The 24,954-nt window shown below is 57.7% G+C and carries 23 protein-coding genes and 1 pseudogene; 12 read left to right on the top strand and 12 right to left on the bottom strand.

Translation table 11 applies throughout. From position 1 onward, the window contains the following. The first annotated feature begins 6 nt into the window (after nucleotides 1–6). A complete protein-coding gene (locus ACR0LH_RS09985; RefSeq protein WP_480720791.1) occupies nucleotides 7–609 on the top strand; it encodes an alpha-ketoglutarate-dependent dioxygenase AlkB family protein in 603 nt (200 codons plus the stop codon). Here the strand turns inward: ACR0LH_RS09985 and ACR0LH_RS09980 are convergent. Then, entirely contained in the window at nucleotides 606–1,427 is an 822-nt protein-coding gene (locus ACR0LH_RS09980) for an ABC-2 transporter permease (RefSeq protein WP_170564445.1), read from the bottom strand. The two genes, ACR0LH_RS09985 and ACR0LH_RS09980, sit on opposite strands and share 4 nt — an antisense overlap. A 122-nt stretch (nucleotides 1,428–1,549) precedes the next feature. On the opposite strand from ACR0LH_RS09980, the gene cysQ reads away from it, so the two are divergent. The 7 genes from cysQ to ACR0LH_RS09945 all read left to right on the top strand — a co-directional run bounded on the left by cysQ (nucleotide 1,550) and on the right by ACR0LH_RS09945 (nucleotide 9,534). Beyond that, nucleotides 1,550–2,347: a 3'(2'),5'-bisphosphate nucleotidase CysQ gene (cysQ, locus tag ACR0LH_RS09975; protein ID WP_480720789.1), complete on the top strand. Its 798-nt coding sequence runs from the start codon at nucleotides 1,550–1,552 to the stop codon at nucleotides 2,345–2,347. Further along, a complete protein-coding gene (locus tag ACR0LH_RS09970; RefSeq protein WP_480720788.1) occupies nucleotides 2,347–3,147 on the top strand; it encodes a 3-deoxy-manno-octulosonate cytidylyltransferase in 801 nt (266 codons plus the stop codon). Before cysQ ends, ACR0LH_RS09970 begins: the two co-directional genes overlap by 1 nt. A 58-nt stretch (nucleotides 3,148–3,205) precedes the next feature. Continuing rightward, nucleotides 3,206–4,189 (top strand): UDP-glucose 4-epimerase GalE, encoded by a 984-nt coding sequence (gene galE / locus ACR0LH_RS09965; protein WP_480720787.1) that lies wholly within the window; start codon nucleotides 3,206–3,208, stop codon nucleotides 4,187–4,189. A 7-nt stretch (nucleotides 4,190–4,196) separates the two neighbouring features. After that, nucleotides 4,197–5,231 (top strand): glycosyltransferase family 2 protein, encoded by a 1,035-nt coding sequence (locus ACR0LH_RS09960; protein WP_480720786.1) that lies wholly within the window; start codon nucleotides 4,197–4,199, stop codon nucleotides 5,229–5,231. Between the two features lie 167 nt (nucleotides 5,232–5,398). Continuing rightward, on the top strand, nucleotides 5,399–6,385 hold the full coding sequence (locus ACR0LH_RS09955; protein WP_170483189.1) for a glycosyltransferase family 2 protein: 987 nt from the start codon (nucleotides 5,399–5,401) through the stop codon (nucleotides 6,383–6,385). Then, complete coding sequence (locus ACR0LH_RS09950; protein ID WP_480720785.1) at nucleotides 6,382–8,082, top strand: DUF5927 domain-containing protein; 1,701 nt, start codon at nucleotides 6,382–6,384, stop codon at nucleotides 8,080–8,082. The genes ACR0LH_RS09955 and ACR0LH_RS09950 overlap by 4 nt, the downstream gene beginning before the upstream one ends. 6 nt (nucleotides 8,083–8,088) lie before the next feature. Further along, nucleotides 8,089–9,534 (top strand): nodulation protein NodH, encoded by a 1,446-nt coding sequence (locus ACR0LH_RS09945; protein ID WP_480720784.1) that lies wholly within the window; start codon nucleotides 8,089–8,091, stop codon nucleotides 9,532–9,534. Here ACR0LH_RS09945 and ACR0LH_RS09940 read toward each other — a convergent pair. From ACR0LH_RS09940 to hslO, 8 genes are all read right to left on the bottom strand, one after another. Next, on the bottom strand, nucleotides 9,518–10,036 hold the full coding sequence (locus ACR0LH_RS09940; RefSeq protein WP_170387012.1) for a L,D-transpeptidase family protein: 519 nt from the start codon (nucleotides 10,034–10,036) through the stop codon (nucleotides 9,518–9,520). The two genes, ACR0LH_RS09945 and ACR0LH_RS09940, sit on opposite strands and share 17 nt — an antisense overlap. 60 nt (nucleotides 10,037–10,096) lie before the next feature. Next, complete coding sequence (locus tag ACR0LH_RS09935; protein WP_480720783.1) at nucleotides 10,097–10,882, bottom strand: ion transporter; 786 nt, start codon at nucleotides 10,880–10,882, stop codon at nucleotides 10,097–10,099. Between the two features lie 15 nt (nucleotides 10,883–10,897). Next, nucleotides 10,898–12,127 (bottom strand): class I SAM-dependent RNA methyltransferase, encoded by a 1,230-nt coding sequence (locus tag ACR0LH_RS09930; RefSeq protein WP_480720782.1) that lies wholly within the window; start codon nucleotides 12,125–12,127, stop codon nucleotides 10,898–10,900. A 105-nt stretch (nucleotides 12,128–12,232) separates the two neighbouring features. Then, nucleotides 12,233–14,065 carry an ABC transporter ATP-binding protein gene (locus tag ACR0LH_RS09925; RefSeq protein ID WP_480720781.1) on the bottom strand — a complete coding sequence of 611 codons (1,833 nt, stop codon included), beginning with the start codon at nucleotides 14,063–14,065 and terminating at the stop codon, nucleotides 12,233–12,235. Then, nucleotides 14,062–15,900, bottom strand: a complete 1,839-nt coding sequence (locus ACR0LH_RS09920; RefSeq protein WP_480720780.1) for an ABC transporter ATP-binding protein — start codon at nucleotides 15,898–15,900, stop codon at nucleotides 14,062–14,064. Before ACR0LH_RS09920 ends, ACR0LH_RS09925 begins: the two co-directional genes overlap by 4 nt. Before the next feature lie 191 nt (nucleotides 15,901–16,091). Continuing rightward, the gene (locus ACR0LH_RS09915; RefSeq protein ID WP_480720779.1) at nucleotides 16,092–17,246 is read right to left on the bottom strand and encodes a CCA tRNA nucleotidyltransferase; all 1,155 of its coding nucleotides are present in this window, start codon (nucleotides 17,244–17,246) and stop codon (nucleotides 16,092–16,094) included. Continuing rightward, entirely contained in the window at nucleotides 17,243–17,878 is a 636-nt protein-coding gene (locus ACR0LH_RS09910; protein WP_480720778.1) for a CoA pyrophosphatase, read from the bottom strand. The genes ACR0LH_RS09915 and ACR0LH_RS09910 overlap by 4 nt, the downstream gene beginning before the upstream one ends. Continuing rightward, on the bottom strand, nucleotides 17,832–18,809 hold the full coding sequence (gene hslO, locus ACR0LH_RS09905) for an Hsp33 family molecular chaperone HslO (RefSeq protein WP_480720777.1): 978 nt from the start codon (nucleotides 18,807–18,809) through the stop codon (nucleotides 17,832–17,834). Before hslO ends, ACR0LH_RS09910 begins: the two co-directional genes overlap by 47 nt. A gap of 76 nt (nucleotides 18,810–18,885) precedes the next feature. Here hslO and ACR0LH_RS09900 point away from each other — a divergent pair, with 76 nt between their 5' ends. Continuing rightward, on the top strand, nucleotides 18,886–19,329 hold the full coding sequence (locus ACR0LH_RS09900; protein ID WP_170412657.1) for an NUDIX hydrolase: 444 nt from the start codon (nucleotides 18,886–18,888) through the stop codon (nucleotides 19,327–19,329). Here the strand turns inward: ACR0LH_RS09900 and ACR0LH_RS09895 are convergent. Next, nucleotides 19,326–20,621: pseudogene (locus tag ACR0LH_RS09895) on the bottom strand (PP2C family protein-serine/threonine phosphatase). The gene ACR0LH_RS09900 and the pseudogene ACR0LH_RS09895 overlap by 4 nt on opposite strands. A 132-nt stretch (nucleotides 20,622–20,753) precedes the next feature. On the opposite strand from ACR0LH_RS09895, the gene ACR0LH_RS09890 reads away from it, so the two are divergent. After that, entirely contained in the window at nucleotides 20,754–21,083 is a 330-nt protein-coding gene (locus tag ACR0LH_RS09890; protein WP_480720775.1) for an Hpt domain-containing protein, read from the top strand. Here the strand turns inward: ACR0LH_RS09890 and ilvA are convergent. Next, the gene (gene ilvA / locus ACR0LH_RS09885) at nucleotides 21,080–22,306 is read right to left on the bottom strand and encodes a threonine ammonia-lyase IlvA (protein ID WP_480720773.1); all 1,227 of its coding nucleotides are present in this window, start codon (nucleotides 22,304–22,306) and stop codon (nucleotides 21,080–21,082) included. The two genes, ACR0LH_RS09890 and ilvA, sit on opposite strands and share 4 nt — an antisense overlap. Nucleotides 22,307–22,365: 59 nt before the next feature. After that, on the bottom strand, nucleotides 22,366–23,127 hold the full coding sequence (locus tag ACR0LH_RS09880) for a hypothetical protein (protein ID WP_480720771.1): 762 nt from the start codon (nucleotides 23,125–23,127) through the stop codon (nucleotides 22,366–22,368). Between the two features lie 142 nt (nucleotides 23,128–23,269). Here ACR0LH_RS09880 and ACR0LH_RS09875 point away from each other — a divergent pair, with 142 nt between their 5' ends. Beyond that, nucleotides 23,270–24,496 (top strand): argininosuccinate synthase, encoded by a 1,227-nt coding sequence (locus ACR0LH_RS09875; protein WP_170386970.1) that lies wholly within the window; start codon nucleotides 23,270–23,272, stop codon nucleotides 24,494–24,496. Next, complete coding sequence (locus tag ACR0LH_RS09870; RefSeq protein WP_480720770.1) at nucleotides 24,493–24,933, top strand: DUF1810 domain-containing protein; 441 nt, start codon at nucleotides 24,493–24,495, stop codon at nucleotides 24,931–24,933. Before ACR0LH_RS09875 ends, ACR0LH_RS09870 begins: the two co-directional genes overlap by 4 nt. The last annotated feature ends 21 nt before the right edge of the window (nucleotides 24,934–24,954 follow it).

The raw sequence follows: 24,954 nt of genomic DNA, 5'->3' as shown, positions 1-24,954 counted from the left end.
TCTTCGATGGCGCGGCTTATTTTGCGCGATTTCGACATCAGAAAAGCCTATTTGGACAGCACTGCGCAAACGCGGCTGATCGAGGTACTGCGTCCGATTCTGAAATCTGCACCTTTGTTCCGGCCCGTTACGCCCTCGGGCAAGGAAATGTCGGTTCGCATGACTTCGGCCGGCGCGCTGGGTTGGGTGACAGATCGCGCGGGCTACAGGTATCAGGCGCAGCATCCCAAAGGGGGTGGCTGGCCAGCAATTCCAGAACCCATTCTCGATATCTGGCGCGATCTGGCCAGCGCCGAACGGGACCCGGATTGCTGTCTGATCAACTACTACGGCGAAGGGGCCAGAATGGGTTTGCATCAGGACAAGGACGAGGCGGATTTTTCATGGCCAGTCCTGTCGATTTCTCTTGGGGACGACGCGCTGTTCCGCATCGGCAACAGCACCCGAGGCGGCAAGACCGAGTCGATCTGGCTGAACTCGGGCGATGTCGTGATCATGGGGGGACCGGCCCGCCTGACCTATCACGGCGTAGATCGCATCCGGTTCGGGTCATCCAAGCTATTGCCCAAGGGTGGGCGGATCAACCTGACCTTGCGCATCGCCAGTTAACGGCGTGCGCCCCAGCTCTGCGAGATTTGCTTGCGGGTGTAGAAAATTCCCAGCAGACCAATCATCAAAAGCGCCAACCCCACCCACAGCGGGTATTCCCAGTTGGTGTTGCGCGGAAAGTAGTTGCGGAAAACAAAGCCGCGACATTGGTCGATGATGTGAAACAACGGGTTCCACGCGAACATTGTCAGCATGAACCCGCCCAGCGCGTTCGCGACGAACATCTTCCCCGAGAAGATCATGTTCAGCCTGCGGTAAATCGTGTTCAGAATAGTTGATGTTGTTGGCAGCCAAGGTTTCATCGCCATGAAAACCACGCCAACCGCGCATCCGGTAAACCACGCCAGAACAAGCATGTAGAACGCGCCGCCGGGGTCTTGAATTTCCAGCGGAGCGACTAAGACCATATACCCAAACAGGATCACGAAAATCGAGACGAGCTGCGTATAAAGGGTTCCAAAGGCCGAGGCCAAAAGAACCACCATCATATTCATCGGAGAATGCAGCATCATCGGATTATTGCCCGTCCCCACTCCGGCCACGGAACTGACGGATTTGATGTGCGTCATGAACAAGAAAACGCCAGACAGCAGGAACAGGATGAATTCACCCCGGATTTTGGCGACCCGTGTCCCCATCAAACTCAGCAGCAGATAGAAAACCGTTACCAGCGCCAAAATCTGGACGATGTTCATGACGATCGCGATCACGGCGTTGGAATGGCGCGACCGTATGTTTCGCACAACAGCGTGAAACACTAGTTCAGCCGTCGTGAACGCGCCCCCCAAAAGCGTCTGATTTCGCTTAAAATAAAACACCCGCGCGCTCTTTCCCGCTTAATCGCCTGCAAACTGACACGAAATTCTTGCCGATCCGTAACCGGCACATCATAAGGCCGTCAGCATATTCGATCAACAAATCACAGGAACGGAGCATTTTTGTGACCTACGACGCCCTTATCCCCGTCATCCGCCGTTTGGCTTTGGAAGCTGGTGACAAGATCATGCAGATCTACAATTCGGATGATTTCGACGTGAAGGTCAAATCCGACTCCAGCCCCGTGACCGAAGCGGATGAGGCCGCAGATGCCCTGATCTCGGCCGGTTTGCGCGACGCTTTCCCCGATATTCTGCTGGTGACCGAAGAACAGGCGGCCTCGCATTCGGAAAAAGGTGACACGTTCCTGATCGTCGATCCGCTGGACGGGACCAAGGAATTCATCAACCGCCGCGGTGATTTCACCGTGAACATCGCGCTGGTTGAAAACGGCACGCCGACCCGAGGTGTGGTGTATGCCCCGGCCAAAGGACGCATGTTCTACACGCAGCCCGACGGACAATCGGTCGAGGAAACCGGCGCGCTGGACAGGGAAAATATCGGCGAGACAACTCCGATTTCAGTCTCTAAACCAGACAATTCCGCACTTTTGATCGTAGCCTCGAAATCCCACCGGGATCAGGCGACCGAGGATTACATCAATAAGTATCAGGTGCAGGACAGCAAAAGCGCGGGCTCATCGCTCAAGTTCTGTCTGGTGGCTACGGGCGAGGCCGATCTCTATCCCCGCGTCGGCCGCACGATGGAGTGGGACACAGCCGCAGGCCATGCCGTTCTGACGGGTGCCGGCGGCAATGTGGTTCGCTTTGATGACCATACACCCCTGCCCTATGGCAAGGATGGCTATGCAAACCCGTTCTTCATCGCCTACGCTCCGGGTGTTGACCTGAAGGAGGCTTAATGTCCGTTCTGATCGCCATTCCCGCCCGCTATGCCTCGACCCGTTATCCGGGCAAACCTCTGGTTCCGCTGACCGGCGCAAGTGGCAAGTCCATGACGCTGGTTGAAAGGTCCTGGCGCGCGGCCTGTTCCGTATCCGGAGTGGACAAGGTGGTTGTCGCCACCGATGACGACCGTATCCGCGAAGCGGCGGAAGGGTTCGGGGCCGAAGTTGTCATGACCTCGGACTCCTGCGGCAATGGCACCGAGCGCTGCGCCGAAACTCACGCCAATCTGGGTATGGGCTATGATATCGTGGTCAATCTTCAAGGCGACGCGCCGCTAACCCCGCATTGGTTCGTCGAAGACCTGATCGCAGGGCTGCGCGCCGCACCGGATGCCGGTGTCGCCACGCCGGTGCTGCGCTGTGATGGCGATGCGCTGAACAGCCTGCTGAACGATCGCAAGCACGGGCGCGTCGGCGGCACAACGGCTGTCTTCGCCGCAGATCACAGCGCCATGTATTTCTCGAAAGAGGTCGTTCCTTACACCGCTCAGACCTATGCGGAGGCAGACCAGACCCCGGTGTTCCACCACGTCGGCGTTTACGCCTATCGCCCCGATGCGCTGGCCGCTTACCCCACATGGCCCGTTGGCCCGCTAGAGCAGCTGGAGGGGCTGGAGCAACTGCGCTTCATGGAAAACGGCCGCAAGGTTCTTTGCGTTGAGGTTGAGGCCAAGGGCCGCCAGTTCTGGGAACTGAACAACCCGCAGGACGTGCCGAAACTGGAGCAAATGATGGCCGCCATGGGGCTGGACTGATCGCGTACCTATTGAATTTAACAGCCCTCTTGGGCGGCAAGACAAACTGGAATTTTGAATGACTAATATCCTTGTGACCGGCGGTGCCGGCTACATCGGGTCGCATGCCTGCAAAGCGTTGTCGCAAGCCGGATACACGCCTGTGACCTTTGACAACCTGATTACAGGTTGGCAGAACGCTGTGAAATTCGGCCCCTTTGAACAGGGCGATCTATTGGACCGCGCCCGGCTGGACGAGGTTTTTGCCAAATATCAGCCCGCCGCCGTGATGCATTTCGCTGCCCTCAGTCAGGTGGGTGAGGCGATGTCGGAGCCGGGTAAATACTGGACCAACAATGTCACCGGATCGCTGTCTCTGATCGAGGCCGCCGTTGCCGCCGGATGCCTGAACTTTGTGTTCTCGTCGACCTGCGCCACCTATGGCGAACACGACAATGTCGTGCTGGACGAAAACACGCCGCAGGAACCGCTCAACGCATATGGCGCTTCCAAACGGGCGATCGAGGACATTCTGCGCGACTTTCAGGCGGCGCACGGTCTGAACCACGTGATTTTCCGGTATTTCAACGTGGCTGGCGCTGACCCAGACGGTGAAGTGGGCGAATTCCACCGCCCTGAAACGCATCTGGTGCCCTTGATGCTGGACGCGATCGACGGCAAGCGCGACGGCCTGACCGTGTTCGGCACCGATTATGACACGCCGGACGGAACCTGCATCCGCGACTACGTGCATGTCTGCGATCTGGTTGATGCGCATGTTCTGGGTCTGAACTGGCTGGAGCAGGGCAAGGGCAGCCGTGTGTTCAACCTTGGGACAGGCAGCGGTTTTTCTGTGATGGAAGTTATCGGCCATTCCAAGTCCGTCACCAATCGCGACGTGCCTTATTCCATCGGACCGCGCCGGGCCGGAGACTGTACCAAGCTGGTGTCAGGATCGGTGCGCGCCGGTGAGGAACTTGGTTGGACGCCCAAAAGATCCACGTTAGAGACGATGATCTCGGACGCGTGGCGCTGGCACCAAAACGGTCACTACGAGAAATGAGCCCCCTGTGACCGGTACCGAGGAAACTCTGCCGCCCCTGTCATGGGTGCAGAAGTACCGGTTACGCCTGAAACGGCGGCGACTGTTATGGAGATCGTTTCGCAGCCGCCGTCAGTTGACTCCGCTATTGAATCGAACCCGCGTGATCAAGCCGGGCGACATTCTGGCCTTTACCACCCTTCGGAACGAGATCACCCGCCTGCCCTGGTTCCTGCGGCACTACCGGGCCTTGGGTGTGGATCAGTTCTTGATCGTGGATAACGGCAGCGATGACGGGTCGGTCGCGTTTCTTCACGACCAGCCGGACGTGTCGTTATGGCAGACGCATGGCAGCTATCGCGATGCACGGTACGGGCTGGACTGGCTGACCTGGTTGCAGATGCGGCATGGGCACGGGCACTGGACGCTGATGGTGGATGCGGATGAGCTGTTGATCTACCCACGGCACGATACGCGATCACTGCGCGATCTGACGTCCCTTTTGGACCAACAAGGCCGCGACGCTTTTGGCGCGCTGATGCTGGACCTTTATCCCAAGGACCCGCTTGGGGTTCAGGACTACGACCCCGACACTGACCCAACCGCAGTTTTGAACTGGTTCGACACCGATCCCTACCGCGCTAAACGACAGTCTCCTATGGGAAATCTATGGGTTCAGGGCGGTGCGCGCGAGCGCATGTTCTTTGCCGACACCCCTCAGCGGTCCCCGACGTTGAACAAGCTCCCTCTGGTTCGGTGGTCCCGGCGATACGCTTATGTAAACTCGTGCCATTCGGCTTTGCCGCGTAAACTGAACGCGGCCTATGACGGTCCGGGCGATAGCAGGCCGTCGGGCGTATTGCTGCACACCAAGTTTCTACCCGAGGTAATCGAGAAATCGAAGATCGAGAAATCCCGGCAGCAGCATTTCCACAACCCTGACCAGTTCGCGGACTATTATGACGGGATAATTAATCGCCCCTTAATGTGGACACCCCAATCAGAGCGCTACACGGGCTGGAGGCAGCTTCAGCAACTCGGGCTGATGGGCAGTATTGATTGAAAATTCGGCATCTTCGGCTAACGGCTTGTAAATGCGTTGCCTCGATAGATGAAAAAATGGCATAACCCGATAACGACCCGGCACCACTCTGGCTGATCCAGGCCCCGGGTATGCTCGCGTAAATTAAGAGGTAGGGCAGTCACGTGGGCCTGTTGGATTCTTACCGAATGAGATTGCGGCGCAAGCGCCGTATTTTGCGTTCTCTGCGCAAACGTCGTGACCTTTCAGCAGTTTCCAATAAAACCAGAACCATAAAACAGCGCGATGTCCTGTTGATGAGCGTGGTGCGAAACGAAAAAATTCGCCTGCCGTTCTTTTTGGATTATTACCGCCGTCTGGGTGTTAATCACTTTCTCTTTGTGGACAATGACAGTGATGACGGCACACGCGAATTTCTGGCCGATCAACCGGATGTTTCTGTCTGGCGGGCAGATGCAAGCTATAAGCGGGCCACATTCGGTATCGATTGGTCGAACTACCTGCTGCGCAAATACGCGCATGGTCACTGGGTTCTGACAGTCGACCCGGATGAGTTCTTCATTTACCCGTTCTGCGACACACGCCCCGTGCGGGCGCTGACCGACTGGCTGGACGGATGCGCAGTGCGCAGTTTTGGCACGATGCTGATCGACATGTACCCACGCGGCCCGGTTGAAGCCGAACCCTATCACGAAGGTCAGGATCCGTTTGAAATCGCCCGCTGGTTCGACTCGGGCAACTACATGATCACCAAGAACCCCGACTACGGGAATTTGTGGATTCAGGGCGGCCCTCGGGCGCGGGTGTTTTTCCGGGATAACCCGTCCAAAGCACCGGCGCTGAATAAGATACCCTTGGTAAAATGGGACCGGCGCTACGTCTATGTCAGCTCGACCCATTCGCTTTTGCCGCGGGGTTTGAACCAGGTGTACGACGAATGGGGCGGCGAAAAGACCAGCGGTGCTTTGCTGCATGCCAAGCTGATTGACACATTGGGCACCAAGGCCCGCGAGGAAATGGAGCGGGGTCAGCACTACCGAAGATCCGGCGAATACCGCGCTTATGCCCAAGGGCTGGACGATCAGCCCGTATTCTGGTGCGACTGGTCCGAGAAATACATCAACTGGCGTCAGCTTGAAATCCTGGGCCTGATGTCAAAAGGAAACTGGGCATGAGCAGTCTTGGCGTTGTCATGCTGGTCCATACCGCTCTGCACCGGGTCGAGCAGGTCGCTCGTCATTGGGCCGCTGCTGGTTGTCCGGTTGTTATCCACGTGGACAAGAAAGTTTCGGACAGCGCCTATTCTGATCTTGTCTTCTCGTGTGCCGACAACTCCATGATCCGGTTCTCGGATCGGTACACATGCGATTGGGGAAGGTGGAGCATCGTTGAGGCCACTCAAGCCGCCTCAGAACTGATGCTCGACGCGTTTCCCGATGTACACCACGTGTATTTGTCCTCGGGTGCCTGCTTGCCGCTGCGCCCGGTTTCCGAACTGGTGGACTACTTGGTACAGCGCCCCCGCGTCGATTTCATCGAAAGTGCCACCACTGCCGACGTGAGCTGGACGATTGGTGGCTTGGATCAGGAAAGATTCACGCTCAGATTTCCGTTTTCGTGGCGCAGACACCGCAAACTGTTCGACAGCTACGTGAAACTGCAGCGTGCCCTGAGAATGCGCCGCCGTATCCCAAAGGGGCTGGTGCCGCATATGGGCAGCCAATGGTGGTGTCTGACCCGTCAGACTCTGTCCGCTATTTTGCAAGATCCCAAGCGCAAGGTTTATGACAGCTATTTCCGTCGCGTCTGGATACCTGATGAAAGCTATTTTCAGACGCTGGCTCGACTCTACTCGACCCATATCGAAAGCCGGTCACTCACCCTGTCCAAGTTCGACTATCAAGGGCGGCCGCATATCTTCTACGACGATCACCTGCAGCTTTTGCGCAGGTCTGACTGTTTTGTTGCCCGCAAGGTTTGGCGCGACGCGGATCGGCTGTATCAGTCCTTTCTCACGGATCAAACTGGCGCAATGAAACCGGCAGAACCCAATCCGGGGAAAATCGACCGCGTATTCTCGAAGGCGGTCGAGCGCCGGACACGTGGGCGGGATGGCCTGTATATGCAAAGCCGCTTTCCCCGCCACGGAAGCGAAAATGGCCTGACCTGTTTTCCCTATTCCGTGTTTCAGGGCTTTGCCGAGTTGTTCGAGGATTTTGAGCCATGGCTGTCAGAAACGACTGGTGCGCGCGTGCACGGCCACCTTTTCGCGCCCAACCGGGCAGAGTTCTCGGGCGGTGAAACCATCACCAACGGTGCACTAAGCGATTGCGCCACGCTGCGGGACTATAACCCTACGGCCTTCCTATCGAACCTGATCTGGAACACACGCGGAGAACGGCAGTGTTTGCAGTTCGGGCCGCGCGACACCCAGGCAATCAATTGGTTTCTGGCGCGTGACAAGAATGCCCAAATCTCGGTCATTACCGGCGCATGGGCGATACCGCTGTTCCGATCAAACCTGAACTTCTCGGATATCCGCAACGAAGCCGCCCGGTTGCAGCAGATCGAAACCAAACAGCTTGAAGTTCTGAACTCGGTCTGGACCAAGGCCCGCCTTCGGACCTGGTCGCTGGCGGATTTCATCGAAACGCCGATGGAGCCGCTGCAAGAAGTGATCGGAGCGATCGGGATTCAGCATCAAAGCCACCTGACAACGGCCCCAACCATGGTTGACCTTTCGGGTTTTGGTCAATTTCTGCAGAACCTCAAGAACCAGGGGATGCATCCCTATCTCATGGGTGATTTCCCCACGGACGATGTGTTTGGAAAACAGGTCAGGCCATACCGAAAACCTTACTTGGTGCAATAGTCCGAGATGCGTTCAAAATTCGACTATTTCGTCATTCTCGCAGCCATGCGCACCGGCTCGAACCTGCTCGAGGCCAATCTGAATGCCTTGGATGGGGTCACCAGCCACGGTGAGGCTTTCAACCCGCATTTCATAGGTCGGCTTAAGACCGAGGAGTTGCTTGGTATTTCACTGGAGGATCGGGATAAAAATCCGGTCGATCTGCTGGACGCCATCCGAGAAGCGCCGGGCAAGCTGAACGGATTTCGCTTTTTCGACGGTCACGATCCGCGCGTGTTAGAGCCTGTTTTGAGCGATCCACGCTGCGCCAAGATCATCCTGACCCGAAACCCCCTAGACAGTTTCGTATCACTGCAGATCGCGCGGGAAACGAAGCAGTGGCAGTTGAAAAACGTCAAGCGCCGGCGCGAAGCGCGCGTTGAATTCGACGTGGCCGCATTCGAGAGCTACCTGGATCAGCAGCAGGACTTTCAGTTGATGCTTTTGCATCACCTTCAGGCGACTGGCCAAACCCCTTTCTACATCGCATATGACGACTTGCTCCGCCTGGACACATTAAATGGTCTGGCGGCATGGCTGGGTATTGATAGCCGTTTATCGGCCCTTGATGACTCGCTGAAACCACAAAATCCTGAACCGCCCTTGTCCAAGGTGACAAACCCGGACCGGATGGAGCAGGAACTGCCCGCGATCGACAGGTTCAATCTGCATCGGACCCCCAATTTTGAACCCCGACGTGGTCCGGCAGTCGCCAACTACGTGGCCGCTGCTAAAACACCATTGATGTATCTGCCCGTGCGTGGCGGGGTAAAGACGCAGGTTTCACAATGGCTGGCCGATCTGGACGGGGTGGGCACAGACGCCCTGATCACCAATCAGAACCGAAAGCGGGCGCGGAACTGGATGATTTCCCATCCGGGCCACCGGAAATTCACAGTGCTGCGGCATCCGCTAGCCCGTGCCCATTCGGCCTTTTGCTCCTATATCCTGAGCACCGAACCGGGTGCTTATCTGAAAATCCGAAACATGTTGCGCAATCGGTTCAAGGTTCCCATTCCCGGGCAACTGCGTAAAGACAACTACCCTCTCGACCAGCACGTCGAAGCGTTTTCCGCCTTCTTGCAGTTTCTACGCCAGAACCTTGCAGGGCAGACACCCGTTCGTGTTGACGGAGTTTGGTGCAGTCAGGCGCAGGTTTTGGAAGGAATGGCGTCCTTTGCCCTGCCCGATATGATCCTGAGGGAAGACGAACTGGCAGCGGCCCTTCCAGAACTGGCCCGGACATTTGGGCACGAAACCCCGCCGGTGCCAGCCGCAGCCGAACCTGACGGTCCATACACGCTGGGTGATATCTACGACGAAACGCTCGAGACGCTGGCGGCACAGGCCTACCAGCGCGACTATATGCAGTTCGGCTTTGACGCGTGGAAACCCGTTAAGGGCGCAGAGTGATCAGCGTTCCGCGATTTACCATCGCGTAGATTTCTTCGATCTCGTCATTCTTGACCGCAATGCATCCAGCAGTCCAATCCGGCGTCTTTTTCGCGCGTTTGCGTTCAGATCGCTTGTTGGGCTGGCCATGAATAAAGATATCGCCGCCCGGATCAACACCCGCTGCCTTCGCCTGCGCAACGTCTTCTGAGTTCGGGTAAGAAATCCCCAGCGACAGATGATAGCTGCTGTTCGGATTGCGACGGTCAATCAGGTACGTGCCCTCAGGCGTGCGGCCGTCCCCGCGTTTGGTCTTGGTTCCTGCGGGCGCAAAACCCAGATCAACCTTATATTCCTTGAGAACGTGTTCGTGATGCAGAAGATACATCTTCCGCGCACTTTTGTTGATGACCAAAGAAGTCACCTCAGGTCCATCATATGTCAGAAATCTGGGGCTTGCCGAGGCACAGGCCGATAGGCCCAGCGTTGCCATAGCACCCAATCCAAATGCTCGACGATCCATGTTTCACTGCCTGCTGCTCTGTTTTTTTCAGGATTATGCCAGAAATCCGGAAAACTGAAATCACTTTTTGATGTTCGATTGCTCAATTAAGCGACGTTCGATGGATTCAAGACGCTCCAGCACCTCATCACGATAGGCGTCGGTCTTCACCTCATCCTCGGCATGGTGGGCGTCTTGCATCGAGTTCACGATCAAACCCACCAGCAAGTTCACGACGGCAAAGGTCGTGACCATGATGAAAGGTACAAAGAACACCCACGCATAGGGATACACCTGCATGACCGGGCGCACGATGCCCATCGACCAGCTTTCCAGCGTCATGATCTGGAACAGCGTATAGGCCGACAGGCCAAGATCACCGAACCAGTCCGGGAAAGACTGCGAGAACAGCTTGGTCGAAATCACCGCGCCGATATAGAACAGGATCGCCATCAGAAGGAACACACTGGCCATACCCGGCAGGGCTGAAATGAACCCTTCGACCACCCGGCGCAAACGGGGCGCAACCGAAATCACGCGCAACACCCTGAGAATACGCAACGCCCGCAAAACCGACAGGCTGCCTGCACTGGGCACTAGGGCGATGCCAACGATCAGGAAATCAAAGTTGTTCCACCCGTTCTTGAAAAAGTTCCGCCCCGTTGCGATCAGTTTCATCAAGATTTCGGCAACAAAAATGGCCAGACACAACTGGTCCAATGTCACAATCACCGGACCCGCCATCTCCATCAGAGTCGGAGATGTCTCCATCCCTAGCAAGACCGCATTGAACAGGATGACTCCGGTGATGAAATGCCCAAAAGTCGGGGCGTCGATGATGGTCTGCAGGCGTTGGGTGATCCCCATTCGGGTGCTCTCCTGTCAGGGTTTTGAGTTCAGAGTAAAGCGCGCGGCAAGTTCGACATGTGACGACCACCGAAATTGGTCAACCACTTGTACCCATTCAAGAGTGTAACCCGCGTTAACCAGCGTTTTTGCATCACGGGCGAATGTAACTGGGTTGCAAGAGACATAGGCAATCACCGGGCGTTTTGCCTGCGCCAGCTCGGACACCTGCGCCTCGGCCCCCGCACGCGGCGGGTCCAGCACGATCGCGTCAAAATGCCTGAGTTCATCCGGCATCAAGGGGCGGCGGAACAGGTCGCGCGCCTCGGTCGTCACTCGCTTTAGCCCTTTGGCCTTGCGCCACCCCTGATCCAACGCGGCGGTCATGTCGGCCTCGCCTTCAACGGCGTGAACTTCGGCGGTCTGCGCCAGTGGAAGTGAAAAGGTACCGCTGCCCGCGAACAGGTCAACAACGCGCTTTGCGCCCTCAGTTGCCTTCAAAACGGCCTGTAATAGAGCCTGTTCTCCATCCTTGGTGGCCTGCAGAAACGCACCCGGAGGAGGCACGACTTCGGCCGCCCCAAAGCGTTGAACCGGCTGCTGCCGAGTGGCGATTACCTCACCCTCCCAACTCAGCCGCGCAAGCCCGTGGTGTTCGGTTGCCTGTGCCAGAGCCAGCTCAAGCGGGCCGTCCAGCGGCTTGCCACCCTTGACCGCCACGTCCAGACCACCCTCTGACAGAGTCAGGGTCACGGCCAGAACCCCCTTTCGGCTGCCGCCCAGCAAGGCCAGTGCTTCGGCCACCGGGATCGCGGCGATCAGATCAGGATGCAGCAAGTGACAATCCGGAATCTCGGTAATCGTATCGGATGCACGGCCATGGAACCCGGCCAAAGTGCCCTTTTTCGTCCGCCGCACGGCAACGGTTGCCCGACGCCGGGTCCGTTCGGGCGAGGTATGGATGGGGCGCATGTCCGCTTCGATCCCCTGCGCATCAAGCGCCTTGCGCACAATTTCGACCTTCCAGTCGGCGACAAACGCGTCTGATGCATGCTGCAGTTGGCATCCACCACAAGACTTGTAATGGCGACACGGCGCCTTGACCCTTTGATCCGAGGGGGTTTCGACCCGGATCTCGGTCAAAAGCTGCCCGACAGTGGTGCCGCTGACCACTTCGCCCGGCAAGGTGCGCGGCGCAAAAACTGGCCCTTCGGCAATGCCATCACCCTGATGGCCAAGGCGCGTTATGGTGAATGTCTGAGTCATGGAGCGCCTGATACCGGGGCTTTGCCCGCAACAAAACCCCTTAGACACCACCAAGGTCGGCTTGAACAAAAATACGCCGTTGGTGCCGGCTTTTTCAGCCAACCGCTATTCCGCGGCCTCAGCTTGAATGAAACCGCCCGACTGACGATGCCAGAAGCGCGCGTAAAGACCGCCCTGCTCTAGCAGATCGTCATGAGTGCCGGATTCCACAATGCGCCCGTGATCCAGAACGATAATCCGGTCCATCTCACGCAGAGTCGACAGCCGGTGTGCAATCGCCAGGACGGTCTTGCCCCGCATCACACGGTGCAGGGCGGCTTGGATCGAGGCTTCAACCTCGGAATCCAGCGCAGATGTCGCCTCATCCAATACAAGGATCGGCGCGTCCTTCAGTATCGCACGCGCCAAGGCGATCCGCTGCCGCTGGCCCCCGCTGAGTTTTACACCACGCTCACCCAGATGGGCATCATACCCGGTGCGACCATGGGCGTCCTGCAGGCCAAGGATGAACTCATGTGCCTCGGCCTTCCTTGCAGCGGCGATCATCTCGTCTTCTGTGGCGTCAGGACGGCCGTACAGGATGTTTTCACGCGCGGATCGATTGAACATCGCGGTTTCCTGCGTGACCATACCGATATGCCTGCGCAGGCTGTCCTGTGTCACTTGGCCAACGTCCTGGCCGTCGATACGAATTGCGCCCTTTTCCCCGTCATAGAGCCGCAACAGCAGCGAAACTAAGGTCGACTTTCCCGCCCCCGATGCGCCGACGATGCCCAGTTTCTCAGCCGGATAAACGGTCATGTTCACATCGCTTACGCCACCAACATCGCGCCCATAAGCAAAGCTGACATGGTCAAACTCGATCCGACCATCCGGCACCTGCAGATCAGACGCGCCTGTCGCGTCCTCGACCCGGTCCCGTTTGGCGAGTGTCTTCATTCCGTTCTCAACTTCACCGACATTCGCGTAGAGGCCCATCAGTGTGAAGCTGACCCAGCCTGTCATCTGGGCGATACGGATCGAAACCGCACCCGCCGCAACAATATCGCCCGCCGTCGCGCTTCCCGCCTGCCACAACCATAGCGTCACACCCATCAGCAGAACTGGCAGCACCCCGGCCAGCGTCATCAGAATAAACCTGAAACTTGCAGACAGGCTGCCGAACTCAAGCGACCTCTCCCGCAGATCAACCATCGCATTCCGGGCGGCCTGATCTTCATAGGCTGAATGCGCGAACAACTTCACGGTTTTGATATTTGTGATCGTGTCGACCACCTGTCCCGACACCATTGCCCGCGCCCCGGCCCGCGCTGCCGAGCGTTTTCGGATGCGCGGCAGATACCAGCGGATCAACAGGAAATAAACGGCAAGCCAAGCCGTGAAGGGCAGCATAACAAGCGGATGAATAGACCCTAACAAAAGGAATGAGCCCACAAGCGAGGCAAGCGCAAAGACGATCGCGCTGATGGTTTCGGACACGACCGACGCCATCGCATTCGAGGTTTGCATCTGTTTCTGCGCGATCCGCCCCGCGAAGTCCTCGTCGAAATAGGTGACAGACTGCCCCAGTGTCCAGCGGTTCAGCTTGGCCAAAACCAGCGGCGTGATATTGGGCATCACGATGTAATTGTTCGACAGTGAGGAAAGTCCGAACAAGGCCGGGCGCAGCAGCATGAAAAAGGCAACTGCGCCAAGGATCATCCACATATTGCTGGCGGTCAGAAAGTTCTCGGGCCCGCCCGAGGTTGCAACGTCAACCACCAATCCCAGAATCCAAGCGGTTCCGGCCTCCATCGCGCCTGCGGTTGCGGAAAAGAAGGCCGCGACAAACAGCATCGGCCACGCGCCGGACAAGCACCAGCGAATGAACGCCCCCAGCGTTTGCGGCGGGGGCGTTTTGATGTTTTTGAACGGGTTTATGAGGTCAGCTATCCTCATTCCGCAGCCTCCGGGTTCAGGAAGCCGCCAGATTGCCGCGCCCAGAACTGAGCGTAAAGCCCGCCTTGGGACAGCAGCTCGGCATGGCCGCCCTGCTCTACAATGCGACCACCGTCCATGACCAGAATGCGATCCATCTGGGCAATGGTGCTTAGCCGGTGGGCAATGGCGATCACGGTTTTTCCTTGCATCATGCCGTAAAGAGTTTCCTGTATCGACGCTTCGACCTCGGAATCTAGGGCGGATGTCGCCTCATCCAACAGTAGGATCGGCGCATCCTTCAGGATCACGCGTGCCAAGGTCACCCGCTGGCGTTGCCCGCCGGACAGTTTCACGCCCCGCTCACCCACATGCGCGTCATATCCGGTGCGCCCTTGTGGGTCTTGCAGATCGAGGATGAACTCATGCGCTTCGGCCTGTTTCGCAGCGGCGATCATCTGCGCCTCGGACGCGTCGGGACGACCGTACAGGATGTTGTCGCGGACCGAACGATGCAACAAGGCACTGTCCTGCTGCACCATACCGATATGGCTGCGCAAACTGTCCTGCGTGACCTGAGCAATGTTCTGATCGTCGATCAGGATCGCGCCCTGCTCGACGTCGTAAAACCGCAAAAGCAGCTTTACTAGGGTCGATTTTCCGGCACCTGACCTGCCGATCAAACCGATCTTTTCACCCGGCTGAATGGTCAGATTGATGTGATCCAGACCACCGGTCTTGCGCCCATAGTGGTGCGACAAATCGCGGATGTCGATCTGTCCGTTGCTCAGGTGCAGAGGCTTGGCATCGGGGACGTCCAGCAAGTCGATGGGTTGGGCAATCGTCTCCATCCCCTCGGCCACGACACCAAGCTGACGGAAGAAGCTGGTCAGCGCCCACATGATCCAGCCAGTCATCGCATTCAGCCGCAAAGTCAAAGCCGTTGCCGCCGCGACCACTCCGACGGAGGCGCTGCCTTGCATCCACAGGGCAATCGCCCATCCGACAACGCCGACGATCAGCAGACCATTCAGAGCAACCAGAACAGCGTCCATGATGGTGAAGATCCGCATCTCGATCTGGAACGTGCGGCGCGTTTCCTCGATGGCTTCGCGGGCATAGTCCAGTTCCTGCGCGTCATGCGCAAACATCTTGACCGAATGAATGTTGGTGTAGCTGTCCACCACCCGGCCCGTCACGGCAGACCGCGCATCGGACGCCGCCTGCGACGCGGGCCCCACCCGCGCAACCGTCCAGCGCACCAGCAGGCCGTACAGAACGAACCAGACCAGCAGTGGCAGCAAAAGGCGCGGATCAGCCGCCATAAGCAGCACCGCAGCCCCGATCAGATAGGCCAGCGAGAAAGAGATCGCGTCGAATACCTGAAACACCGCCTCGCCTGCTGCCGGGGGCGTCTGCATGATCCGGTTGGCGATACGGCCCGCAAAGTCATTCTCGAACCAACCCACCGACTGACGCAGAACGTGTTTATGCGCACGCCAACGGATAAGAGTGCCAAAGTTCGGCAGGATCGTGTTGTTCAACAGAAGAACGTCCACGACATGCAACAGGGGCCGCAGCAAAAGAACAAAGACAGCCACCAGGATCAGCTCGGTCCCGTGCACCTGCCAAACCTCGGCGGGCGGACCGGACAACAGGTCGACCACGCGGCCCATATAATAGATCAGCCCGACCTCTACCGCCGCAACGATGACCGAGATCAGCCCGGCCCAGAAGAACACCCGATAGAACGGCTTGGAGTATTCCAGCATAAAGGGCCACAACCGCGTGGGCGGTGTGTCAGATTCCTTGTAGGTGATAAAAGGGTCAACGAGGTTTTCAAAATAGCGAAACATGGAGAGTGCTCCGATTGAGCAGAAAATAGGTCATGCGAAGAAAGATGGCGCCAGAACACCACCCTTACGGGTCAATGTGTCCCGGCTTTAGCCGAACCAGATCCCGTAATACACTCGCATCCCTCCATTTATGTGACAGGCGAACGTAAGCACAAAGACCGCAACTTGTCATCCCTTTTTGAGACTTGGGTCTAGCTGGCCAGCAAATCGTCGCGGGTCAGGGCAAAACCCGAGGCAATCCAGCGGGCCTCAAGCTCGGCCAGTTTCCGGCCCAGCGCGGGACCGGTGAATTCGGGGATCAGGTCTGAGGCGCTGATTGGAAAATCAGCCTTGGCCCCTGCGTGAAGGTCGGTGCGCATTTCATCGGACCAGGGCTGTTCCAGAAAGGCGCAGCGCAGCAGCACTTCGTGCAAACCGCTTTCTTCTCCATAACGGAACCCGAGCTCTGCGATTGACGCAGTGCCGCTTGCCTCGTCCCGCATCCGGCTAAGGCGCTGAAGCTGCGCCTTACTCAGGCGCAAGGTCTTTGCAATTTCGGGCGTTGCAATCGCGGCGAGACGTCGGATCGGCTCTGGCGCGGTGCCGGCCTGCTGCTCTAACATGATCAGTGGCGCAAGAGCACGGTCATCCGCCCCCGGCAAAAGCTGCGCCAGAACACCGACGCTGCGCATGGCCGCAACAGACGGTGCAGGATCGGGGGCGCCCAGCAATTTCAAAAGCTCGGCCCCAACGCGTTCGCGGGACAAATCGGTCAAGCCGTCCAAATTGGACGCAATCGCCGCCAGAGCGTCCGGGTCAAACCCAGCCTCTGTATCACCGTACCAAGCGTGAAACCGAAAATAGCGCAAAGACCGCAAGTAATCTTCGCGGATGCGGTGTTCGGCGGTTCCGATGAAACGCACCCGCCGCGCCAGCAAGTCCGGCAAACCGTTCAGCGGGTCCAAAACCGTCCCGTCAGGCTGCGCATAAAGCGCGTTCATGGTGAAATCCCGCCGCGCAGCGTCTTCTTGGATATTGTCGGAAAACACCACCACCGCGCGGCGGCCATCGGTTTCGATGTCACGGCGGAAGGTGGTGATCTCATGCGGGATGCCGTCACAGACTACCGTGATGGTGCCATGGTCAATCCCGGTTGGGATCGCTTTCAGCCCCGCATTCTGCGCCAGTTTGACAACCTGCTGTGGGCGGGCGTCGGTTGCGATGTCGATATCGGACACGGGTGCGCCCAAAAGCGCGTTTCGGACACAGCCGCCAACAAACAACGCCTGCGCTCCGCCACTCGTCAAAGCCGCACAGACCTTTTGCGTCGCCGGATCAGACACCCAGCTTTCCTTGATTTGCGTCATTCGCTCACCCGCGCGGCCAAACCTCGCAACATGCGGGCCGTCGCGCCCCAGATATAGTAGGGACCGAACGGCACCGTGAAATAATACCGTTTCTGGCCCCGCCAGCGGCGGGATTCAACGATATAATTTGCAGGATCAAGGACATGCGCAAGCGGGACCGAGAACACCTCATCCACTTCGCCCGGTTCCGGTACTGGCTGGAACCTGTCCCGTAGAATGGCGATTACCGGAGTGACCGTGAAAGATGTCACCGTCTCATGGGTCGGCAAATGACCCAGAATGTCCGGCAGGTCCGGGGGCAAACCGATCTCCTCCTGCGCTTCTCGCAGGGCGGTGGCGGTGACATCAGCGTCACCCTCATCTTGCTTGCCGCCCGGAAAGGCGATCTGACCCGGATGATGCTTAAGCGCCGACGAACGCTTGGTCAGGATTACGTGCGGGGTGTTTCCGACAACGGAAACCGGAACCAGCACTCCGGCCGGGCGCAGCTTGCGACCTGCGGGCAGTACAGTGTCGGGGTTCAGGTCAAAATCGCTTGACCCGTGGCCGGGGCGACTCAGCGCCGCCCGCAGCAAGTCTGTCGGATCAGGCCCGGTCAGCATCAAAACCAACGGTGCTGGGATCCAACACATAATGTGCGCCGCAGAACTGGCAGTCGGCCGTAACTTCGCCTTCGGGCGTCGTCATCTTCTCGATGTCCTTCGCCGAATAGATCGACAAGCTCTGCCGCACGCGATCCTCGGAACAGGTACACCCGAACTGAACCGACTGCGCGTCATAGACGCGGGGCTGTTCCTCGTGGAACAAACGCACCAGCAAGTCGGTCGGCGCAATTGACGGGCCGATCAGCTCCAGATCCTCGACCGTATCCAGCAGGATATTGACGCGGCCCCAGTTTTCACCCTCTTCGCCGTCGACCAGATCGCTTGCCGTCAGGATGTCGCCGGTGCCTTCAGCCTTTGCCGCAAAAGGCGAGGCTTTGGGCATATGCTGCAACATGATCCCGCCCGCGCGCCAGTGTTCGCCAACGCCGGGTTCGGTCGATTTCCCAAAGCTCAGCGAAAAGCGGGTCGGCAACTGCTCGGACTGGGCGAAATAGGCTTCGGCACAGGCGCTGAGCGACCCACCGGCCAACGGAGTGATCCCCTGATAGGGATGCGTGCCCTCGCCCTGGTCGATCATGATCGCAAAATACCCTTCGCCCACCTGATCAAACGGGCTGGCATCGGTCAGCCTGTCCCGGTCAAAGCTGGCATAGGCCCGGATGCGCGCTGGTTCACCTTCCTCAGAGGGCGCATAATAATCGGTGGCAATCATGCGGACGGCGCCCTTGGACTGAACCTGAAGGGACAGCTTCCAGCGCAATGAAACCGTCTGACCGATCAACGCAGTCAACAGCGCCATCTCAGCGACCAGGGCTTCGACCTTTTCGGGATAGTCGTGTTGTTTCAGGATGCCATCCAGCACCCCGTCCAGACGGGCCACGCGGCCACGCATGTCCGATACATCGAGTTGAAAGGGCAGAACGGTATCGTCCCACGCGATTTTGGTTCCAAGAGACATGGGGTTTCCTTACACGCCACAGGTTGGCATACCGCCACCATATAGGTCGAACAAATCGGGTTGTAAGGGGCCATACATGATCAGACGGTTTGGTGAAACCCCACAAGCGGGGCGGAAATACACACGGCGCGTTGGCGTCTACGCATTGCTTCCCCGCGGTCGGCACCTTTTATTGACCTGCCAAATGGAACCCGGACCCGATCTGCAACTGCCCGGTGGCGGCATTGATCCCGGCGAGTCGCCCGTCACGGCCCTGCACCGAGAGGTTTTCGAGGAAACCGGTTGGCTGGTCGCAGACCCGCGCCGTATCGGTGCGTTTCGCCGGTTCACCTATATGCCAGAATATGACCTGTGGGCAGAAAAAGTCTGTCTGATCTACCGCGCGCGTCCCGTTCGCAATGTCAGTGCGCCGACCGAGCCTTTTCACGAGGCACTTTGGATGGACACATCCGACGCAGTTCAGATGTTGGGGAATGCGGGGGACCGCCATTTTGCCGGCCTGCACCTGCAAGCACTTTAGGGGCCGCCGTATTCAAAGTAGACGGCCGAGACATCGTCATCCATACCCGGTCCCGGCTTCATCGCCCGAGTCAGCCGCGTGAACATGGTATCCAGAAACTCGGACCCATCACAGAGCGCGGCACATTCGGTCGCCATCTTGCGCAAACCTTCTTCTTCAAGAAGGCTTCCATCCGCCATGCTGCATTCAGTAAAGCCGTCCGAGTACAACAGCAGCTTTTCGCCGGGCTTCAAGTAGGTTTCGATCCGCTGAAATGTCGCGTCCGGCAGCAACCCGATCGGTAGCCCACCTTCGCCAAGGAATTCGGTACTGCCGTCCTCTCGCAACAAAAGGGGATGAGGGTGCCCGGCCTGAACCATTTTCAGATGACCGTTGCGTAAGTCGACAATGGCATAGACCATTGTAAAATACTCCTCGATCCCTGCATCCGCCATCAATCTTGAATTCAACATCTCTGCCACTTGCTCGGGTGGTAAAAGCGCATAGAATTTGTCGAACCGCTTTTCCATAGCCACGTTTTGCTCGAAATGCTTGCTGGACAGGTACCCCCCAAGGCGTGCCGTCATCATGGCCGAAGTGATGCCGTGGCCCGACACGTCAATGCTGTAGAACCCAAGCCTGTTCACACCCGGCGAGAACATTCCCACGAGGTCGCCGCCAATATGTCCACAGGGCTTCAAAAGAACGCTGACACGCGACTTTCCTACATCTCGCGTCAGCTCTGGCACCAGAGATTCCTGAATCTTGCGGGCCTGAATCAAATCTTTGTCGATCGCGTCATGCGCCAGTTTCAGGTCTTCCAGCGCGGATTCGATCAGGCGATTTTTCTCGGACAATTCGCGCTGCATATCCAGAATTCACGCACCCGCCGAAATCCGAGCGCGCAGTTCGTCCGCCTCAAGCGGTTTGATCAAAAAGTCATCTGCCCCGGCGTCCAGTCCCCGCGCCACCTCCTGCTTTTCGCTTTTGGAGGTCAGAAGGATGAAATAGCTGTATTGCTCGCGATTCAGCGCTCGGAATGCCCGACAGAATTCCAGGCCGCTCATCCCCGGCATGACCCAATCGCTTAGAACCAGGTCCGGTGGTTCGTTTGCACAGATTTCCAACGCCGCATCGCCGTTGTCCGCCTCGAGAACCTGAAACCCCCATTTCTTGAGCGAAGCCACGAGGATACGACGCTGCAGCCGGCTGTCATCCACGACAAGCACTTTTTGGATGACTCCAAAATCCAGTTCAGACCTGGTTTCTGCTTGACTGACCTCTGCCACCCGAATCCTCTGTTCCGTAGCCATCTCCCGCGCAAGAAGACCCTAAGCGTGGGCTGTTTAACATCAGGTGAAGGTCGATCTTCGCATCGCTTAACCTGCCCTTTACCGGCAAAGCGCTAGCAAATTCACATCGCGATTTTTGTTGAGAATGCGGACATGATCAACTGGTCCAGGGTCATTCAGTTGCGGAACGAGGTCGGCAACGCAGAGTTTGATGAGGTCGTTCAAATCTTTCTGGACGAAGTTCAAGAGGCGATCGAGCGCTTGGAACAGGACAAGGCGCGGCGCGATCTGGAACAAAACCTGCATTTCCTCAAGGGCAGCGCCCTGAGCCTTGGGTTTGATCACTTCTCGCGGCTATGCCAGGACGGTGAGCGGTCGGCGGCCTCTGGCCACGCTGTCGATGTTAACCTGCCGGCAATTCTGGCAGCGTTTGAAGAGTCGCGCACATGTTTCCTGTCGGAAAAGACGCAAAAACTGGCTTAGATGACAAACTGCGCCAGCGTCTCGTCGTCCGTGATGTCGGTATAGGTGAAACCCGCTTCGTCCAGATGCGCGAACAGGCGCGCAAAGTTCTCGGGCTTCCGGGTTTCGATTCCGATGAGGACTGAACCGAAATTGCGCGCCGATTTCTTCATATACTCAAACCGGGCAATATCGTCATCGGGGCCAAGGATATTCAGAAATTCCTTCAACGCTCCGGGGCGCTGCGGCAAACGCAGAATAAAGTACTTTTTCACGCCCGAGTAGCGCTGCGCCCGCTCTTTCACTTCGGGCAGGCGCTCAAAGTCGAAATTCCCGCCCGAGGTGACGCAAACCACGGTCTTGCCGCGAATGAAGCTTTGCACATCGGCAACCGCCTCGACCGCAAGGGCACCGGCAGGCTCCAGAACAATGCCTTCGACATTCAGCATTTCAATCATCGTGGTGCAGATGCGATCTTCGGACAGGACCAGCACATCCGAAAGGTGGCGCGACTTGAGCAATTCAAACGGCTTGGCACCAATCCGGCCAACCGCGGCACCATCGACGAAGTTGTCTACGTGATCCAGCGAAACGGGGTGACCCGCTGCCATCGCCGCATGCAGGCACGCCCCACCCTTGGGTTCCACAAACAGGCAATGTGTTCGGTCCCCAAACCACGTCGCCACACCTGATGACATTCCCCCGCCCCCAACCGGCAGGATGACGTGAGCCGGTACGCGGCCCAGCTGCGCTTCGATCTCAACAGCAAGGGACGCCTGCCCCTCGATCACGTCCTCATCGTCGAAGGGCGATAGGAAATAACCGCCCTGCTGCGCACACCACTGCTGCGCCGCCGCCAGAGTGTCGTCGAAATAGTCCCCGGACAGATGAACCTCGATATTGTCACCGCCGAAGATGCGGGTTTTCTGAATTTTCTGCTGCGGCGTCGTCACCGGCATGAAGATCACACCGCGCACGTTCAGATGTTTGCACATGAACGCCACGCCCTGCGCGTGATTGCCCGCGCTGGCACAGACGAACAGGTCCCGCCCTTGCTGCTTGCGCATGGCATTGAAAGCGCCGCGGATCTTGTAGGATCGTACCGGGCTGAGGTCTTCTCGCTTGAGCCAGATATCAGCCCCATAGCGGTCGGACAGGTGAGCATTGCGTTGCAAAGGAGTCGGCGGAAAAACCGATCGCATTTCCTGTTCGGCGGCGCGGGCACGGGTCATGAAATCACTCATGACGGTTTCAGTGCCGCATCACCGCCGAAAGCGCAAGGAATACATATGTGTACGAGCCGTTAAGCCAGTTCACGCTTTTCGATGAAGACGCCAAACATCGTGGTCAGAATACTGACGTTGATCAGAGGCAATACCAAAGTTCCGAAGAACAGGGTCAGCAAGATACCCAGCAACGGAATAAACGCGAGCGCGGTGAACAAAAGCTGCACCAGAAACTGAAACAGAAAGTTCACGATCAGAAGAACGACAATCGCTCCGGTCGTGCCTTCGGTGCTTTTCCAGACGTCACCAATGGTTGTCTGATGGCCGATCGCGGCCGCTGGCAGAATAATGGAGAGGCGATAGAAACAAACGACCAGAAAAATGGCGTAGACCGCAATGACCGCGAAGGCCAACGCTCCGCTTCCCAGGGCCGCGACGACCAAACTCAGCGGCAAAAAGGCGATGGCCATAAAGATGCCAAGCATCAGCACGCGCCCCAGATACGCAAGAATTCTGTCGAACCTGAAGGTTGGGAAGATCCCGCGCGGGTATTCTTCCAACAGGATAAAGCGGTGCCAGGACACGGCAATCCAGAACATCGTAACAACCGTCACGGCAACCAGCCCGATGGCAAAGACGACAAACGAGCCGTAGGACGTACCCGGAGGCAACTGACCCGATTCCGGGTCGAATTGATCCAACGGAACGTCCAGAACCAGAAACAGTGCAACAATAACCGCCGTAGCCACGAGCGCAGGCCCGAAAGTGATCTGCAATACCTGCTTGAGATTTCCAAAGACCATCCGCACCGAATGCGTAAAAATCTGCCAACCCAACATTGTCAAAACTGCCCTTTCAACCAATCCTTGTACAATACAAGAATGTTTCACCTCAAATCGCTGCCTGCGTCAACGCTGATAACTTGCCCCCGCTTTCAAAACCCGTTAGGGGCCAATCGTTCTACGCATAAAGGGAAGTCAGATGTCCGCGCCCAAGAAAGTTGTTCTGGCCTATTCCGGTGGCCTTGATACCTCGATCATTCTGAAATGGTTGCAGACCGAGTATGGCTGTGAAGTTGTGACCTTCACCGCCGATCTGGGTCAGGGTGAGGAGCTGGAACCGGCACGACAAAAGGCCGAGATGCTGGGGATCAAACCCGAGAATATCTATATCGAAGACATCCGCGAGGAATTCGTCCGCGATTTCGTCTTCCCCATGTTCCGCGCCAATGCTCAATACGAAGGGCTGTACCTGCTGGGCACTTCCATCGCGCGTCCGCTGATCTCGAAACGTCTGGTTGAGATTGCCGCCGAAACCGGTGCCGATGCTGTGGCGCATGGCGCAACCGGCAAAGGTAACGATCAGGTTCGGTTTGAACTGGCGGCTTACGCCCTGAACCCAGACATCAAGGTGATCGCGCCGTGGCGTGAATGGGACCTGACCAGCCGCACCCGTCTGATCGAATGGGCCGAGGCGCATCAGATACCGATTGCCAAGGACAAGCGCGGCGAGGCTCCGTTCTCGGTCGATGCGAACCTGCTGCACACCTCGTCCGAGGGCAAGGTTCTGGAAGATCCCGCAGACATGGCGCCTGACTACGTCTACCAGCGCACCGTCCACCCCGAAGACGCGCCGAACGAGCCTGAATTCATCGAAATCGGCTTTGAAAAAGGCGACGCGGTCAGCATCAATGGCGAAGCGATGAGCCCTGCCACCATCCTGACCAAGCTGAACGAATATGGCGGCAAGCACGGCATTGGCCGTCTCGACCTGGTCGAAGGCCGGTTCGTGGGCATGAAATCGCGCGGAATCTACGAAACGCCCGGCGGCACCGTCCTGCTGGAAGCGCACCGTGGCATCGAATCCATCACCATGGACCGTGGCGCGATGCATCTGAAAGACCAGCTGATGCCGCAATATGCGGAACTGATCTATAACGGCTTCTGGTACTCGCCCGAACGCGAAATGTTGCAGGCGGCAATCGACAAGAGCCAGGAACATGTCACCGGCACCGTGCGGGTGAAGCTGTATAAAGGTCTGGCCTCGACCGTGGGCCGCTGGTCGGATCACTCGCTCTACTCTGAAGAACATGTGACCTTTGAGGATGACGCGGGCGCGTATGACCAGACAGATGCAGCAGGCTTTATCCAGTTGAACGCCCTGCGTCTGAAATTGCTGGCAGCCCGAGACAAGCGTTTGTCCAAGTGATCGAGGACGACGGCATCGGTGATGAGCTTGATCTGTTCATCGAAGCGCAGGACACGGTCTGGTCCGACGTCCTGCGCGAGCTGAAGCAGGGGCAGAAAACCAGCCATTGGATGTGGTTCGTCTTTCCGCAACTGGCCGAGCTTGGCCGATCCGATATGGCGCAGCTATATGGAATTGAAGATCTGGACGAGGCAACCGCCTATCTGGATCATACAGAGCTGCGCCAACGCCTGACGGAAACAGCGCGGTTGATGCTGCTGCACAAGGGGCGCGACGCTTCGGAAATTCTGGGCGGGATTGATGCCAAGAAACTGCGGTCGTGCATGACTCTGTTCTCGTCTGTACCCGACGCACCACAGGAATTTAATGCCGTTCTTGACGCATTCTATGACGGCCAGCGCTGCGAACGTACCGTCCAGCTTTTGCAACGCTCGTAGCCTCGGGTTCCCGTTGCGTCA

It is taken from the genome of Ruegeria sp. CL6 (assembly GCF_056536465.1).
This window is presented reverse-complemented; position numbering and strand designations above follow the sequence as displayed.

Excerpts from the sequence above, each read along its gene's own strand:
- ACR0LH_RS09890 (WP_480720775.1), top strand. The coding sequence starts at position 20,754 with ATGATCAACTGGTCCAGGGTCATTCAGTTGCGGAACGAGGTCGGCAAC.
- ACR0LH_RS09945 (WP_480720784.1), top strand. The coding sequence starts at position 8,089 with ATGCGTTCAAAATTCGACTATTTCGTCATTCTCGCAGCCATGCGCACC.
- ACR0LH_RS09900 (WP_170412657.1), top strand. The coding sequence starts at position 18,886 with ATGATCAGACGGTTTGGTGAAACCCCACAAGCGGGGCGGAAATACACA.
- ACR0LH_RS09970 (WP_480720788.1), top strand. The coding sequence starts at position 2,347 with ATGTCCGTTCTGATCGCCATTCCCGCCCGCTATGCCTCGACCCGTTAT.
- ilvA (WP_480720773.1), bottom strand. The coding sequence starts at position 22,306 with ATGAGTGATTTCATGACCCGTGCCCGCGCCGCCGAACAGGAAATGCGA.
- ACR0LH_RS09910 (WP_480720778.1), bottom strand. The coding sequence starts at position 17,878 with ATGTGTTGGATCCCAGCACCGTTGGTTTTGATGCTGACCGGGCCTGAT.
- ACR0LH_RS09930 (WP_480720782.1), bottom strand. The coding sequence starts at position 12,127 with ATGACTCAGACATTCACCATAACGCGCCTTGGCCATCAGGGTGATGGC.
- ACR0LH_RS09940 (WP_170387012.1), bottom strand. The coding sequence starts at position 10,036 with ATGGATCGTCGAGCATTTGGATTGGGTGCTATGGCAACGCTGGGCCTA.
- ACR0LH_RS09955 (WP_170483189.1), top strand. The coding sequence starts at position 5,399 with ATGAGATTGCGGCGCAAGCGCCGTATTTTGCGTTCTCTGCGCAAACGT.
- ACR0LH_RS09950 (WP_480720785.1), top strand. The coding sequence starts at position 6,382 with ATGAGCAGTCTTGGCGTTGTCATGCTGGTCCATACCGCTCTGCACCGG.
- ACR0LH_RS09915 (WP_480720779.1), bottom strand. The coding sequence starts at position 17,246 with ATGACGCAAATCAAGGAAAGCTGGGTGTCTGATCCGGCGACGCAAAAG.
- ACR0LH_RS09875 (WP_170386970.1), top strand. The coding sequence starts at position 23,270 with ATGTCCGCGCCCAAGAAAGTTGTTCTGGCCTATTCCGGTGGCCTTGAT.
- ACR0LH_RS09880 (WP_480720771.1), bottom strand. The coding sequence starts at position 23,127 with ATGTTGGGTTGGCAGATTTTTACGCATTCGGTGCGGATGGTCTTTGGA.
- ACR0LH_RS09925 (WP_480720781.1), bottom strand. The coding sequence starts at position 14,065 with ATGAGGATAGCTGACCTCATAAACCCGTTCAAAAACATCAAAACGCCC.
- ACR0LH_RS09985 (WP_480720791.1), top strand. The coding sequence starts at position 7 with ATGGCGCGGCTTATTTTGCGCGATTTCGACATCAGAAAAGCCTATTTG.
- galE (WP_480720787.1), top strand. The coding sequence starts at position 3,206 with ATGACTAATATCCTTGTGACCGGCGGTGCCGGCTACATCGGGTCGCAT.
- ACR0LH_RS09920 (WP_480720780.1), bottom strand. The coding sequence starts at position 15,900 with ATGTTTCGCTATTTTGAAAACCTCGTTGACCCTTTTATCACCTACAAG.
- hslO (WP_480720777.1), bottom strand. The coding sequence starts at position 18,809 with ATGTCTCTTGGAACCAAAATCGCGTGGGACGATACCGTTCTGCCCTTT.
- ACR0LH_RS09935 (WP_480720783.1), bottom strand. The coding sequence starts at position 10,882 with ATGGGGATCACCCAACGCCTGCAGACCATCATCGACGCCCCGACTTTT.